The sequence below is a fragment of the Pseudomonas khorasanensis genome, from assembly GCF_014268505.2.
GTDB lineage: Bacteria > Pseudomonadota > Gammaproteobacteria > Pseudomonadales > Pseudomonadaceae > Aquipseudomonas > Aquipseudomonas khorasanensis.
The window spans coordinates 216,553-231,485 of sequence record NZ_JABWQP020000001.1 but is presented as its reverse complement, the minus strand read 5'-3'; the positions used below and the strand labels follow the sequence as shown (position 1 = coordinate 231,485).

11 protein-coding genes and 1 pseudogene are annotated in these 14,933 nt (G+C 60.0%); all 12 read right to left on the bottom strand.

Annotated elements, in window-relative coordinates:
- Positions 1-17: 17 nt before the first annotated feature.
- A complete protein-coding gene (locus HU727_RS01130; RefSeq protein WP_186532061.1) occupies positions 18-683 on the bottom strand; it encodes an acetyltransferase in 666 nt (221 codons plus the stop codon).
- Complete coding sequence (locus HU727_RS01125) at positions 680-1,801, bottom strand: DegT/DnrJ/EryC1/StrS family aminotransferase (RefSeq protein WP_186532062.1); 1,122 nt, start codon at positions 1,799-1,801, stop codon at positions 680-682. Before HU727_RS01125 ends, HU727_RS01130 begins: the two co-directional genes overlap by 4 nt.
- Complete coding sequence (locus tag HU727_RS01120; RefSeq protein WP_186532063.1) at positions 1,798-3,024, bottom strand: class I SAM-dependent methyltransferase; 1,227 nt, start codon at positions 3,022-3,024, stop codon at positions 1,798-1,800. Before HU727_RS01120 ends, HU727_RS01125 begins: the two co-directional genes overlap by 4 nt.
- The gene (locus HU727_RS01115; protein ID WP_186532064.1) at positions 3,021-3,581 is read right to left on the bottom strand and encodes a dTDP-4-dehydrorhamnose 3,5-epimerase family protein; all 561 of its coding nucleotides are present in this window, start codon (positions 3,579-3,581) and stop codon (positions 3,021-3,023) included. Before HU727_RS01115 ends, HU727_RS01120 begins: the two co-directional genes overlap by 4 nt.
- Positions 3,578-4,660: a CDP-glucose 4,6-dehydratase gene (rfbG, locus tag HU727_RS01110; RefSeq protein WP_186532066.1), complete on the bottom strand. Its 1,083-nt coding sequence runs from the start codon at positions 4,658-4,660 to the stop codon at positions 3,578-3,580. Before rfbG ends, HU727_RS01115 begins: the two co-directional genes overlap by 4 nt.
- Positions 4,642-5,415 carry a glucose-1-phosphate cytidylyltransferase gene (gene rfbF / locus HU727_RS01105; protein WP_186532068.1) on the bottom strand — a complete coding sequence of 258 codons (774 nt, stop codon included), beginning with the start codon at positions 5,413-5,415 and terminating at the stop codon, positions 4,642-4,644. The genes rfbG and rfbF overlap by 19 nt, the downstream gene beginning before the upstream one ends.
- A gap of 282 nt (positions 5,416-5,697) precedes the next feature.
- Positions 5,698-6,873 carry a calcium-binding protein gene (locus HU727_RS01100; protein ID WP_186532070.1) on the bottom strand — a complete coding sequence of 392 codons (1,176 nt, stop codon included), beginning with the start codon at positions 6,871-6,873 and terminating at the stop codon, positions 5,698-5,700.
- Between the two features lie 30 nt (positions 6,874-6,903).
- Positions 6,904-6,987: pseudogene (locus HU727_RS25925) on the bottom strand (hypothetical protein); the annotation flags it as partial.
- Positions 6,988-7,023: 36 nt separating this feature from the next.
- Complete coding sequence (locus tag HU727_RS01090; protein WP_186532071.1) at positions 7,024-7,479, bottom strand: calcium-binding protein; 456 nt, start codon at positions 7,477-7,479, stop codon at positions 7,024-7,026.
- A 117-nt stretch (positions 7,480-7,596) separates the two neighbouring features.
- Positions 7,597-11,190, bottom strand: coding sequence for a glycosyltransferase (locus HU727_RS01085; RefSeq protein ID WP_186532072.1), 3,594 nt, complete (start codon positions 11,188-11,190; stop codon positions 7,597-7,599).
- 110 nt (positions 11,191-11,300) lie between these two features.
- On the bottom strand, positions 11,301-12,869 hold the full coding sequence (locus HU727_RS01080) for a flagellar hook-associated protein 3 (protein WP_186532073.1): 1,569 nt from the start codon (positions 12,867-12,869) through the stop codon (positions 11,301-11,303).
- Between the two features lie 13 nt (positions 12,870-12,882).
- On the bottom strand, positions 12,883-14,928 hold the full coding sequence (gene flgK, locus HU727_RS01075; RefSeq protein ID WP_186532074.1) for a flagellar hook-associated protein FlgK: 2,046 nt from the start codon (positions 14,926-14,928) through the stop codon (positions 12,883-12,885).
- Positions 14,929-14,933 lie beyond the last annotated feature (5 nt).

The following is a 14,933-nucleotide window of genomic DNA, read 5'->3' as shown; positions in this document are numbered from 1 at the left end:
CAAACTCGGGAAACGGCTTACTTGAACACCCGGGCGTCCGGGTAAGGCACGGAATTGGTCTTGATGATCCTGGCGGGGTTTCCCGCCACGACCGAATAATCCGGAACATCTTTGGTCACGACGGCGCCTGCACCAATGGTCACCCAGCGCCCGATCCGCAGGCGTGGCAGGATCGTGGCATTGGTTCCGATAAAGGTCCCGTCACCGATTTCCACACAACCTGCGATGCACACGCCCGGTGCCATGAACACTGTATGGCCGATACGACCTTCATGCCCCACGACACTGCCGGCGCTGATGCTGGTGTTATCGCCTAGCGTCACTTCAGCCTGCATCAGCACGCCTTCCTGCAGATAACTGCCCTGCCCCATACGGATCATGCTCAGGTCGATACCCGGATGAATGAATTGACCGAGGCGCGCGCCGGCGTCGAGCAACTGACAGGTGGTTTCGTAGCGTAATCGGGTACTGCCGGTAATCAGATTGACGAAGCGCACGCCTTCACCATTGAGTTCGCCTACAAGTTCGCTGCCGCCGAGTACCGGCACCCCGTAAAACGAAGTGCCGTGCTTGCGCGGGTCGTTGTCCAGAAAAGCGAATTCGATGTCTGGCGTGCTGCGCTTGACTGCGTGCAGCATACGCACCGCTTCCGGGTTGGCGGCTCCCAGCAGATAGACCTTCACAAGGTATGCCTGCAAGCCAGCAGATCTAGTACCACCTGCACCACCCGCTGCTGGTCGGCGTCTGTCATGTCGTGATAGCTGGGCAAGTTGAAGGCGCGCTCTGGCAATGCAAACGCCAGCGGCGTGTCGGCCACGTATTCACTGAACATCGGCAGCGACGACAGTGGCCAGAAAAACACACGAGCGTCGATGTCGGCGGCCTGGAATGCGGCGATCATTTGCTCGCGGTGGATGCCTGTGTCTGCATCGAACACCACCGTTGGCATCCAATAACCATTGCGGCCATGAGCCGGTTCCGGGTTCAGCGACACGCCAGGGACGCCTTCGAGCGCTCGCGCGTAATTCGCAAAAATCGCCCGTTTGCGCGCGATCAGCTCCTCGATTCGCTCGATTTGAGCGCAGCCGACAGCTGCCTGCAGATTGCTCATCTTGTATTTAAAGCCGACGAACTCCGGCCAGAACTGCTTGGCGCACCCCGCCACACGACCGTGGTTGGACAAGGTCAGAACCCGCTCATACAAGGCTTTGTCCGAGGTAACAAACATGCCCCCCTCACCGGTGGTCATGGTCTTGGTGCCATGAAACGAAAAAGCGCCGAACGCCCCCAACGAACCGGCAACCTTGCCGCGCCATTGCGAGCCGATGGCCTCTGCCGCGTCTTCGATGACCGGTATGCCAAATTCACGACCGAGGGCGAGCAACGCGTCCATGTCACACAGGTTGCCGTACAGATGCACTGCCAGAATCGCCTTGGTTCGCGGGGTGATCGCATTTCTGACAAGTTGCGGATCCAGGCACCAGCTGTCGGGCAGCACATCGACAAACACTGGTGTAGCGCCCAGGTAAGTGATCGGCGCCGCCGAGGCAATCCAGTTGGTATTGGCCAGGATCACTTCATCGCCGGCACCAACCCCCAGCGCCGCCATGCCCATGTGCAGAGCACCGGTGCAACTGGAAGTGGCGATGGCGTAAGTTGCCCCCAAATGCCTGGCAAAGCCGTTTTCAAACCGCGTCAGGTATTCGTAGCAACGTGCGCCCCAACCGTTCTGCACGGCGTCCAGGGCGTATTGCGCTTCGAGTTCGCCGACGCTGGGTTTGGTGTAGTGAATTCTGTTCATTGGATGCTCAACTCAGGAACGGCGACGACAAAGCATGCGCCCCACGCCTTGGCCGAAGACAGCTGCTGCGTCACTTCGCTCAACAGATTCCACGGCAAGACCAGAATGTAGTCAGGCTGTTCCAGAGCAATACGCTCAGGCGATACGACCGGGATACGACTGCCCGGCAGAAATTTGCCCTGTTTGTGCGGGTTGGCATCGGCCACCCATGCCAGCAGGTCCGGTTTGACCCCGGCGTAGTTGAGCAAGGTATTGCCCTTGGCCGCTGCGCCATAACCGACCACTCGTTTGCCGTCGGCCCTGGCCTGCAACAGGAAGCGCAGCAACTCATGTTTGATGCGCTCAGCAGCTGGCGCGAGGGTCGCGTAGTACTCGGCGGTTTTCACGCCGGCAGCGAGTTCGGCCTGCAGTTGTTGCTGGACTGCCGGGAGAACAGCACGACGCTGGCCGTCCTTGCGTTGCACGAACACCCGCAGCGAGCCTCCGTGGGTGCTCAACTGGCTGACGTCGAATACCTCCAGGCCGTTGCGCTCGCACAGGGCCTTCACAGCGGTCAGCGACAGGTAGGAATAATGTTCGTGATACAGCGTGTCGAACTGCGCGCCGGCCAGCAGCGTCAGCAGTTGCGGAAACTCGAAGGTGGCGACGCCGGTCGGCTTGAGCAACGTCGCGAAGCCGGCGAGGAAATCGTTGATGTCCGGCACGTGGGCGAGCACGTTGTTGGCCGCCACCAGGTCGGCGCTCCAGCCTTCGCTGCGCAATTGCGTGGCGGTATCGCGGCCGAAGAACAGCTCACGAATCTCCAGGCCTTTTTCCCGTGCAGCCTGTGCGGTGCTCCGGGTCGGCTCGACGCCCAGGCAGGCGATGCCGCGCGCGGCGACATATTGAAGCAAGTAGCCGTCATTGGCGGCGACCTCGACCACGCGGCTGTCGGCGTTCAGCCCAAAGCGCTCGCTCATCTCGGCGACATAGCGCTCGGCGTGCTCCAGCCAGGTGCTCGAGAACGAGCTGAAGTAGGCGTACTCGGCATCGAACAGACTGTCGGCGCGGGTGTAGTCCTCGGTCTGCACCAGCCAGCATTGCTCGCACACGGCAACCTTCAAAGGCACCCATTGCTCGGCCTGCTCCAGCCGATCGGCATGCACATAGGCGTTGGACGGCGGCGAAGTGCCGAGGTCGATCAGCAGCAGGCCCAGCGGTGCGGCGCACCCACGGCAGTTCATAGACGCACTCCAGCAAAATGGTGATCGAGCGCGGGATGGCTGGAATCACGCGCTGACAAATTATTGACAGGCAACGGCCAGGCAATCGCCAGCCGAGGATCGTTCACCGACAAGCCGCCCTCGTGCTCCGGCGCGTAATCGGCGCTGTGCAGGTACAGCAATTCGGCGTCTTCGCTCAGCGTCTGGAAGCCGTGAGCAAAGCCGGCCGGGATCAACAGACTGCGGCCGTCACCGGCCTTCAGATGCTCGGCGTGCCAGTGCAGGAATGTTTCCGAGTCAGGGCGCAGATCCACCGCCACGTCCCAGACTTCGCCGCGCAGGCAAGTAATCAGTTTGGCTTCCGGGGCATTGGCATTCTGATAATGCAGGCCCCGCACACTGCCCTTCTCGCGGGTGCATGAATGGTTGATCTGGCGGATATGAAATTCGCTGCCGAACACACTCAGGCTGCCCTCGCAGAACAACCGGGCGAAGTGCCCACGCTGGTCTTCGAAGCGTTTGTGCTGGACGCTGAAAAGGCCCGCCAGCGGCAATGCCATCAGGGAAAATTCGCTCACAGCGCGCCTCGGTACAGGTTCAGTTGACCCAAGGTCACAGCGCGCATGTCATCGCCGTTCTGCCAGGCCAGATGCCAATCCAGGGTTTGCGTCAGGCAGGCCTGTAGCGACCAGCGTGGCTGCCAGCCGAGCACCTGCCGCGCGCGGCTGCTGTCCAGACGCAGCAGGCCGGCTTCATGCAATTCGCTTTTTTCGATGCGCAGGCCACGCGCCTGCGGCCAGCGATTGGCGAGTAGTTCGACGACCTCGCCGACGCTGCACATGTCCGCCTCGCCCGGGCCGAAGTTCCACGCACCGGCGTATTCCGGGCCTTGCTCGTACAGACCGGCAGCCAGCTGCAGATAACCGGCCAGCGGCTCCAGCGCGTGCTGCCATGGGCGCACGGCTTGCGGATAGCGCAGGGTCACCGGTTCGTCAGCGGTCCACGCTTTCAGCACATCGGGAATCAAGCGCTCAGGAGCAAAATCACCACCGCCCAGAACATTGCCGGCACGCGCAGTCGCCAGGGCCAGACCATGTTCTGCGTGTTTGTCGGCAGGAAAAAACGAGGCGGCGTAAGACTGCGCCAACAGTTCACAACAGGCCTTGCTGCTGCTGTAAGGGTCGTGCCCACCGAGTGCTTCGTCTTCGCGGTAGGGCCACAGCCATTCTTTATTGGCGTAGACCTTGTCGGTGGTCACCAGCACACAGGCGCGCACGCCGCCGACCTGACGAATCGCTTCAAGCAGATTCAGCGTGCCCATGACGTTGCTGGAATAAGTACCGAGCGGATCACGATAGCCCTCGCGCACCAGCGGCTGGGCAGCCAGGTGCAGGACGATCTCCGGCTCGGTCTCGGCGATGATTTCCAGCAAGGCGCCGAGATCGCGCAAATCACCACGTTGATCATTGATACCTTCGTGTACGCGCGCCAGTTCGAACAGGCTCGGTTCAGTCGAAGGATCGAGGGAAAAACCGCTGACTTGCGCGCCGAGGCTTTGCAGCCAGAGGGTCAGCCAACTGCCTTTGAAACCGGTATGACCGGTGACCAGAACGCGTTTGCCACGCCAGAAATCCGCACTCAGGCCCATTGCTTCCATGGGGCCTCCCCGCTCTGCCACAACGCTTCTAGATGGTTCTTGTCGCGCAGGGTGTCCATGGGTTGCCAGAAACCGTCGTGCTGATACGCCATCAGCTCACCCCGATCAGCAAGACCGTCGAGCGGGCCGGACTCCCATGAGGTCTCATCACCGTCAATCAGTGGCAGGACTTTGGGAGAAAGGACAAAAAAACCACCATTGATCCAACCACCGTCGCCACGCGGTTTCTCGGTGAATCCCAGTACCCGGTCACCTTCGCGATCCAGCGCACCATAGCGTCCTGGGGGTTGTACAGCGGTGACGGTGGCGAGTTTGCCGTGGGTCAGATGAAAGTCGACCAGAGCGCTGATATTCAGGTCTGAAACGCCGTCGCCGTAGGTAAAGCAGAACGCTTTCTCGTTTTCAAGATAACGCCCTGCGCGGCGCAGACGGCCACCGGTCATGGTCTCTTCGCCGGTATCGATCAGCGTCACGCGCCATGGCTCGCTGTAATTTTGATGAACGTCCATGCGGTTTTCTCGCATGTCGAACGTCACGTCGGAGGTGTGCAGGAAGTAGTTGGCGAAGAAGTCCTTGATCGCGTAGCCCTTATAGCCGAGGCAAATGACAAAGTCGTGGATTCCGTGGGCGGAATACTGCTTCATGATGTGCCAGAGAATTGGCTTGCCGCCAATCTCGATCATCGGCTTGGGCTTGAGGTGCGACTCCTCACTGATGCGCGTGCCCAGACCACCCGCCAAAATAACTGCCTTCATCGTCTCCCCTCTCGTACGTCACCGGGCTGCATACAGCTTTCTTGAGCGTTGCAGGCCTTCTGGCTAAACCTTCTGCCGGACCGGGCGCAGGAGGAATGACCGCGAGCGCTCGTTTTATGGCGATTTGAGGGGGACTTGCAGGAAACGCGCCAGCTCGCAGCCCCACAGCGGGCATGAAAAAGGGGCTGATCCGGTTCGAGTGAACCGGGTCAACCCCTCCTTCAACTTCAAGCGAATGACTTCACTTTTTTGTTCCACGCACGAAAGTGCCTGAGTCAACGATCAGCCGAACATTGTGAATGCATCATTGCTGGTTGGCAGGCTGATGTACTGGCCGTCAGCCGTCTGGATAACATCAATCGTGGCAGAACCGGCGAACCAGTCCTTCAGACGTACGCCATCGTCAGGAATTTCTCCTTCGAAAACAATGCCCTGATGCACGTAGAGGTCATTGCCGACCCGATCAAGCAGCAAGTACTGAGCGGTGATGTTTGCCAGGACCAACCTGTCGCCTTGACTGAAGCCATCATCCTGAATGGTCACCAATCTTGCGCTGGTGACGGTGTAGGTGTCATCGCCTTCGCCACCAAACGCCGAGCCTGCGCTCTGCAGAATCAGTTTGTCAGCACCTGCCCCACCGAACAGCGAGAAACCAGTGCCGGTCCCGGTCAGCAGATCGTTGCCTTCGCCACCGTCGGCCATGCCATGCACCACGGTAATATTGTCATTACCGGCATCACCAAAGGCCTGGGTACCCCGGTCATCGGGCGCGCCAACGATGGTGTCGTCACCATTGCCGCCATACAAAAGGTCTGCCTGCGGTCCACCCGCTGCAACATTTACGGCGAACGGTCCGAGCTGGGTGTACAGGCTGCCATAGATGGAATCGTTGCCATCCCCGCCATAAATGACGTCGTTACCCAGACCACCCTCGAGCCCATTGACAGTCGCGCTGCCGGTGAGCGTGTCATTGAAGCTCGTCCCGATCAGACTTTCGACATTGATGAATACATCACCTTCGGCGTCCCCTCCCTGACTGACGCCGGTCAGTAGATTGATATTCACTGCAGTGGTGTTTTTGGCGTACCACACCGTGTCGATGCCTTCACGACCGTCGAACACGTCTGAACCAGCACCTCCGACAAAGTTGTCGTATGCGGACGAACCCAGGAAAGTGTCGGCGAACCGGCTTCCCTGGAAAATTTCGATGCTGGCAAAAGTGTCCCCCTCGGCATCACCAGCGTTGGCATTGGTTTTCAGGTCGATGGTGACCGCGCTGTCCGACGACTCATAGCTGACCATATCCAAACCGGCGCCGCCGTTGAAAGCGAATACTGCAGAGTTACCAACGAAGATGTCGTTGAATCTCGAGCCAGTGATTGTTTCGATGCTGTTGTAGGTGTCGCCCATCGCGATCCCGGTGCTGACGCCGGTTTTCAGGTTGACGGTGACGCCCACGGTGCTGTCGTCATAGGACACAGTATCCACGCCCGCGCCGCCGAAGAACTGGTCGGCACCGCCACCACCCAGTAGCACATCGTTACCGATACCGCCGGTGATGATGTTGTCGCTGGCATTGCCGTAGCCGGTGAATGCAGCGGTACCGGTTTAGGTCATGCGCTCGATGTTCGCCGCCATCGTGTGGGTATTCCAGCTGACGAGAATCTGGTCGTTACCACCGCCTGCTTGCTCGATGGCGGTCACACCGCCGCCGTTGACGTAGTACGTGTCATCCCCGGCGCCGCCCTCGAAGGTCGCGTAGCTGATGGCCGCTGCGGTGAAGGAGTCGTTGAAGGCCGAGCCGATGACTTTTTCAACAGCCGTCAGCGTGTCGCCTTCAGCATCACCGCCGGTGCCTACTGAAGAAGTACCCGGACGAATCTCGACGTTGATTGCTTCGGCAGAAGCCGAATAGTCGACCGTATCGGAAGCGGCTCCACCATCGATCTTGTCTGCACCTCCACTACCCTTGATCACGTCATTGCCACCAAGGGCATTGATTTCGTCATCTTCGTTGGTACCCGTCAGCGTATCCGCGCCATTTGTCCCGTTGATAACTGCCATTACTTCTTCCTTGCCTTGTTAAGAACCGGTACCGGTTCGCATCGCGATACTCGTCATCGCCGCGAACGCCAAAGAATTACGAATGTATGGAATCGACAGGAAATGGTCGCGAATCCATCAGTCCGCCAGCCACCCATACTCCCAATACCGCAAGTTATCTCCCCGCAACACGTAATCGCGCAGCACCACCTCACGCAATTCATCGCCCATTCGATAGCTCGCATCCGGATCAGCCAAGTGCATGCGGATCGCTTGTAGCCATTCATCGGTCGTGTTGGTCTTGACTCGCGTGCACGGCAGGTAGCCGCGATACGCCTCGGTATCGGTGCAGACCACCGGAAAGCCGCAGGCGCCGTATTCGAGCAGACGCAGGTTGCTCTTGCAGTCGTTGAAGATGTGAAATTCCAGCGGCGCCAAGGCCAGATCAAGGTTCAGGCTCGCCAGTTTCGCCGGGTAGACATCCAGCGGGATAACGCCGTGAAATTCATGCATGTACGGCACCAAATCATCCGGGCACATGCCGAAGAATACCCAATCGACTTCGTTAGCCAGTTCGCGCACCACGTCCGCGATCACGGCAAGGTCACCGTGGTGACTGGTACCGCCGCCCCAACCAACACGCGGTTTTTTTGAAGTGCGACGCTGGCTGCGCAGATGTCCCCACAGATCCTTGGCCAACATGTTCGGCACCACGCGAATGTCGTGGTGCATGTCTGACAACGCGTTGGCCAGCGGCGCCGTCGAGACCACCACGCGATCACACAGGCCAATCGCGCGGCGCACCATGCGCTCCATGTCCGGTTTGCCCGGCATGTTGCGGATGTGTGCGTTGCGATGGGGAACGTCGATCACATAGTCGTCGAGTTCAAATATCCGTCGCGCGTTGAAGAACTTCTTCAGCGGCGGGATTTCATCAATGGCGTGCTCCGAGTAGCGCCCTTGCAGAACGATGACATCGGGCGACTGACGCTCGATGTCAATAATCGACGGCAAGCCATAGCAGACCCGCCCCTCTACCCGGTTGGCTGCCTCCAGCTCGATCATCGGCTGGCTCATGCGGTAATGGCCGATCGCAGAGGCGTTGATCGGCACCGCCAGCACGTTCGGCAATTGCGCCCTGGAGAAGGCACTCCAGCCGGTACGCAGGCCAGGCTCAAGACTGAAGTTGGTGGCGCCGACACCTTGCAGCGTCAGGTTAACGTTGTAGGCCGGATCACGCGCAACCAGCGGTAACCAGCGCTGATAAAACGTGTCCTTTTCCTCGGCGTGCCGGGCTTCCTCTTCCGCCGTCGCCGCCGTGCTTGGCCGCGCGCCCACCGCCACCACAGCGTTCGGGTTCATCACCACCAGATAACCGTCGCGGCCGACGCGCAGACACAGGTCCACGACATTGAGCGTTTGCTTGAGATCCTGCTCATCAAGACCGCCAACCGTGTCGAAGACCGACTTGCGAATCATCAGGCAGTCACCGCCGACAGCACTCAGGTCATGCACCGCCTGCAAGCGGTACATATAACCTTCCGACTGCATTGGCTGCCCATAGAACGGCAGCCCGACCGGCCCATTCAAACCGAGAATCAGGCCAGCGTGCAGCACGCCGCCGTCCGGGTTGAACAGCTTGGCGCCAACCACGCCGACTTCCGGCCGCTGCGCATGATTGAGCAATTCGTCGAGCCAGTCGGCCTGAGTAATCACGGCGAAGGCGTTGAGCATCAGCACGTACTCGCCACGCGCCTGATGCACGGCGAAGTTGTGCAGGGCAGCAGCGTTACCCTTTTGCGAATACTTGAGCACGCGAATCCGCTCACTGCCCAATTGCGCCATACCGTCCAGCCAGGCCAGCGCTTCGGCACTTTCGCTGCCGTTATCGACCAGAAGCAATTCGTACTCGCTGTAAGCCGTTTTTTCCAGCAGCGTCTCGACACAACGCTGCAAGGCTGCCGTCTGGTCCTGGGTGACAATAATCACCGAAACCAAAGGGCGCCGGGTGTGGTGGTAATCGACACGATTGAGCAGTTCACGGCTGCCGCGTCGGATCTCGTGAGCGATCCCCAGGCGTTGCAGATGCGCTTCGAGAATGCGTGGGCTTTGCTCGACGACACCCGGATCCGTCAGCCACTGCGACAGGTCGAATTTCGATTCCAGCAACACCTCAGCGACGTGTCCGACGACCTGCAGGCCATCGCTCTCGACCATACGCCAGAGCATGTCGTGGGGCGCCAGTTCGGCGAACGTCGGCGCGAAACCGCCGAGTGCCAGAAAGCGTTCGCGCTGGAACGCCAGCGCACGGCCGACATACGGATAGCTGCGCATGAGGTCAAGGTTAAAGTCCGGTTTGAATGCCGGCTCGGCCGACTCGCCATCGCGCAAACTGCCTTCGTCGCTGTACAGACACGTCAGCGGCTGCGAGTGCGCAATGCGATCGGCCATGACCAGCAAAGCCGGTGCTACAGGGCAGTCACCGGGTTGCAGCAGGTAGAACCAGTCGGCACCTTCCAGTTGCGGCAGCAGCGTATTGATCTGCTCCAGACCATCATTGTGCAACGGCATCCGGAATACCCGATCGTGCAACTGCGCTTCGGTACAGGCTGAGGACAGCACCAGCACCAGTTCCGGCGGGTAATCCTGTGCAGCAAGCGCTTCAAGAGTACGGTCAAGAGCGTCGCGACTGCCCTTCGCGTCGACGATAATCGGCACGATCCGGGGTTGGTGCGACCAGCCTGCGAGGGTTTCCGGCAGCCGTGTGCGCTGGGCCTCGGTGAGCACCCGGCAGGCCAGCCACTGCGCATACAACTCTCCAAAACTGAAGCTGTCGACACCCACACCCAGTTCCTGGCGGCTCTGCTTCGAACCCAGTGTGCGACTCAGCGGCAGCTCTTCCCATACGCGTGGCGACTCGTCGGCTTTGGTCAGCTGTACATAACGAACCCAGCCCTGCGCGGGTGCCGACTCGCCGCTGCGGACCTTAAGCATTTGCGAGATCCACTCGCGCTCGGCCTCCGCTGCGTCCTTCATCGGTTGCTGTGCGCTCAGGCGTTCCGGATACAGACGCTCGGCGCTCAGCACACTGTTCGATGTCACCAGATTGCCGCGCCGCAGCAAGCAAACGTACAAGGCAAAATCCAACGTCGCAACGAAGCACGCGCCTTCCTCGGTGAGGGCTGGCAACAGTTCGGCAACGTCGGCCCGACGGAACAGCGCACTGCTAAAGCCACCGAGCACATTGACGGGGAATTTTTCAAAGATGCTAAGGACATCATCACCTTTGAGTAAGCCGCTGACCGGTGATAACGAACTGTTTTCCAGACGTGCCGGCAGGATGATGTCGTTGGCATCCCACAGCAGTCGCTGCGCCACTACCAGACTGACTTCTTCGCGTTGCAACTCATGGGCTTGTTGCTCGATACAGGCCGAGTAGAGCAAGTCATCGTCACACAGGAATTTGATGAACTCGCCGCGAGCCTGTTCGAGGCAGGCCTTCAGATTGCCCACCAGCCCCAGCGTCTGTGAATTGCGCACGTAACGCACCGCCACACCCGTCTGCTCCACGACCGAGCTGACGATACGCTTGATGTCGTCGCCACGACTGTCATCGCACACGATAATCTCAAGATTACCGTAAGTCTGGCTGACGGCACTGTTCAGCGTCCGCTCGAAAAAGCGCGGATTGAACGCGGGAATGGCAATGCTGACGAGGGGAAGTGAATTCACGGCGGGCTCACAGGCGGTACGAGCCCGCTCGGAAAAGCGAGCCCTGGATACCGCGAAAAAACATTAACTGAGGGGACCAGGCCAACGGGCGCTCTCGCGCCCGATAACCGTCAGATCTTGTTGAACAGACCCAATTGGCTGATCTTGCTGAACGCCAACTGCGCGGCTTGCAACATGGTTTGCTGTAGCGTCAGACGGGTCATGACTTCAGCCGGATCCGAGTCACGAATCGAACCCTGGGTCATGCTGTTCGCCGTGCTCAGACTCGAGTTGGTGGTGGTCTGCATATCCAGCGCCTGGCCGCGCGCACCGATGGTGGTGACCGCCGTGCCAATCTGATTAGCCGCCGCGTCGATGTTGCCGAGACCCGCCTCCATTGCGCCTTGCAGCTTCTGCTTGGCAACGGGATCGCCATCGACTGGCGTATTCAGCGCCGTGATCATCTGGCCCAACGTGTCGAGCACGTTCTGGGTCTGGTGATTGTTCGGCTGAATCGAGAATTGATCACCCGCGGCCGGCGTATTGCCCAACGCGAAAGTCACACCGGCAGCGGTCGCATTACCGCCCGCGACAGTGCCTGAGGAAACCGGTTTGCTGTCAGCCGTCACCGGCGCCGCATACAGATCAAAAGCCGTGGCGCTGGTGAACTTGAGGACTGCACCGCCCTGCGGGAAGGCTGCGGTATAAGCGGCCTGATCGGTGATGGTGGAGCCGGTGATCACCGCCGTCGACGGATTGCCGGGGCTACGTGTGGTGGTGAACGTGTCAGGCGACACCGACAGCTGAAAACTGTGCCCGGCAATGACCGCGTCAGGGTTAGTGTCGCCAGCCTTCAGGTTGATGTTCAGCTTCAGATCGACACCACGGAAACTGACGGTCTGGTTGGCGCCGCTGCTGTTGCTGAGCAGGCCGTTCTGGCTGGCCTCGGCGGTCACATCGTTGCCCAAGGCATCGGTGATTTTAAGCTGGGTGCTGCTGACAAAATCGATGGTATACGGCTGCCCCGCCGTGAACTTGGCATCGTAGGTAGCGGCTGTGCCCACGGTGCCGTTGGACAGCACGACACGGCCATCATCCACAGCTGGCGCAGTCATTTTCGTATTGGTACGCCCGGTGTTGATGGTTTGCTGGAACGCGTCCCAACCGGTGGTGTTGGTACCCACCGTCATGCCATCGCCGATGCCAAGATCGATGGTGGTCTGGTCGCCGCTGTAGCTGAACGTGCCGTCAGAGTTCTTCGAATACGGCGCGGTGTCGGTTTTCGAACCGGAAAACAGGTAGTTGCCGTTGGCATCCTTGGCATTCATCAGGCCCAGCACTTGTTGCTGGATCTCGCCGAGTTCCGATGCGTACGCCTGGCGATCCTTGTCGGTGATCGTGCCGTTGTTGGCGGCCAGCGCCAGCTCCTTGGCTCGCGCCAATGCGGTGGTGATCGAGTCCAGCGTGGACTCCTGCACATTCAACGCGCTTTTAGTGGTGTCGACGTTGGTCTTGTACTGATCCAGCATCGCCGCCTGTTGGCCCAGCTGCAGCAAACGCCCGGCGCCGACCGGATCATCGGCGGCCGTGTTGATGCGCTGCAGGCTGCTCGCCTCGCTCGCGGTGGCGACGGCCTTGTTGAAGTTACGCTGATAATCCGAAGCTTGCGTTCCGTAATACTGGGCGGTGGAAATGCGCATGAATTACGACTCCTTAAAGGCTGTTGATCAGCGTGGCGAAAGTTTCCTGCGCAGCTTTGATGATCTGCGAAGACGCTGTGTAGTACTGCTGATACTTGACCAGGTTGCCGGTTTCTTCATCCAGGTTGACCCCGGACAGCGAATCACGCGCACCCTTGGCGTTATCGAGAATCGCCGTGGTCGCCGCGCTGTCGGACTTGCCTTGGGCGGTCTTGGTACCGACGTTGGTCACCAGGGTGTTATAGGCGTCGGTCAGGCTGATGCCCTTGCTTGCCGACCCCGTATCGACCGTCTGTTTGGTTTGCAGGCCGACCAGTGCCTGGGCGTTGCGGTTGTCCGAGGACGCCGCGCCGGTCAGGTTCATGGTGAAGGTTTCGCCGGACTTCGGCGTACCGCCCACAGTGGTCTGCACGGTGAAGGTTTTCTGCACGTTCGGCGTGACAGTGGTATCCATTACCGGATTGCCGCTCGCGTCGACGATGCCGACTTTCAGGTTCAGCGTGTTCGACTGGCCGGGCACGATCGTGCCGGTGCCCAGCGTCCCGCCCTTGGCATCCACCAGCGTGTACGACTGGCTGCCGCCACTGGCGGCGCCGAATACCAGTTTGACCGGCGTCGAATTCTTCAACGCTGCCTGCATGTCAGCCTGGGCGGTCGGGTTGTAAATATCGATCTTGTCGCTGAGCGTCGGCTGGGTGTAAGTGCCCAGACCGTTGGCGCTGGCGACGCCGGTCAGCGGCCCTGCCGCAGCGATTTTCTTCGGATCGCTGAGGACCGTCTGAATGCTCGCCGCCGCGTTGCGGGTCGGCGTTACCTTGAACGAATCACCGGCGCTCAGGGCACCGCCCTTGAGGGCCAGGGTGAAACCGTCAATCACGGGCGTTGGCGTGGTGTTGGTGCTGAACGCGCCCAGATCGGTGCCGTCGGAACGCTTGACGGTGTAATCGGTTGCGCTGGTGAACGTCACCTGATAATCGCTGGTGGTCAGCTTGCCGGTGTCCTTGATGGTGACATCAAGGTTGCCCGAACCTGCGCTGTTGCCATCCTTCGCAATGCTGCGCTGACTGATCAGCGCGGCACTGTTGATGTTGTTGAAAATGGCTGCGCCGAAGTCACCGTTCTTGTCGATGCCCTGGGCTTGCTGGCTGTTGATCTGATCGGCAATCACCAACGCCACGCGACCGAGCTCGTTGAGCGACGGATCGAGGACTTCCTTGCGATAGGTCAGCAGACCGCCGATTTCGCCGCCGCTGATCACCGACGTGATGTCGATGGTGCTCGAACCGCGATCCATCTGAATCGACATGCGCGACGGATCGGTCTTGCTCGCGACCATGCTCAGGCTGTTGGTGGTGTTGCCGATAACCAGCGGCTGACCGCTGCCGACATAAACGTCGAAGCTGGTGCCGCGCTCGACGACCTGGGCACCGGTCAGTTCAGACAGCTGACGTACCGCTTCGTTACGGCTGTCGAGCAGGTCGTTCGGCGCACCGCCGCTGGTGGAGATTTCGCCGATCTTCTGGTTGAGATTGGCAATCGCCGTCGCGAGTTTGTTCACCTGGGCGGTCATGTCGCCAAGGCTGCCGTTGATCGTGGTGTTCTGATCGTTGAGCTGTTTGGCGAGGGTGTTGAAGCGGCTGGTCAACGCCTGGGCGCCGGTCAGTACCGACTGACGCGATGTGTCGTCAGTGGCCGAAGTCGATACGCCCTGCATCGAGGTAAAGAATTTCTGCAGCACACCGGTCAGGCCGGTGTTGGTGTCCGACAGCATGGCGTCCAGCGGCGTCGCCTGCTTGAGGAACGCGGCCGATTCGCTGTCCAGCGAAGTCGCCGTGTGCAGCTGCGTTTCCAGGTACGAGTTGTACACGCGGCGCACGTCGGCCAGGGTCGTGCCCGTGCCGATGAAAACGCTGCCGTACTGCTGCGAGGACTTGGTGCCCTGCACGGTTTGCTGACGTGAATAACCGGCGGTGTCGACGTTGGCAATGTTGTTGCCTGTCGTAGCCAAAGAGGACTGGCTGGCCGACAGTCCCGACATCCCGATATTGAGCAAACTCATGGTTC

What these genes read in the sequence shown, in the direction of transcription:
- HU727_RS01120 (WP_186532063.1), bottom strand. Translation starts at nt 3,024, where the DNA reads ATGAACTGCCGTGGGTGCGCCGCACCGCTGGGCCTGCTGCTGATCGAC.
- HU727_RS01080 (WP_186532073.1), bottom strand. Translation starts at nt 12,869, where the DNA reads ATGCGCATTTCCACCGCCCAGTATTACGGAACGCAAGCTTCGGATTAT.
- flgK (WP_186532074.1), bottom strand. Translation starts at nt 14,928, where the DNA reads ATGAGTTTGCTCAATATCGGGATGTCGGGACTGTCGGCCAGCCAGTCC.
- HU727_RS01125 (WP_186532062.1), bottom strand. Translation starts at nt 1,801, where the DNA reads ATGAACAGAATTCACTACACCAAACCCAGCGTCGGCGAACTCGAAGCG.
- HU727_RS01090 (WP_186532071.1), bottom strand. Translation starts at nt 7,479, where the DNA reads ATGGCAGTTATCAACGGGACAAATGGCGCGGATACGCTGACGGGTACC.
- rfbG (WP_186532066.1), bottom strand. Translation starts at nt 4,660, where the DNA reads ATGGAAGCAATGGGCCTGAGTGCGGATTTCTGGCGTGGCAAACGCGTT.
- rfbF (WP_186532068.1), bottom strand. Translation starts at nt 5,415, where the DNA reads ATGAAGGCAGTTATTTTGGCGGGTGGTCTGGGCACGCGCATCAGTGAG.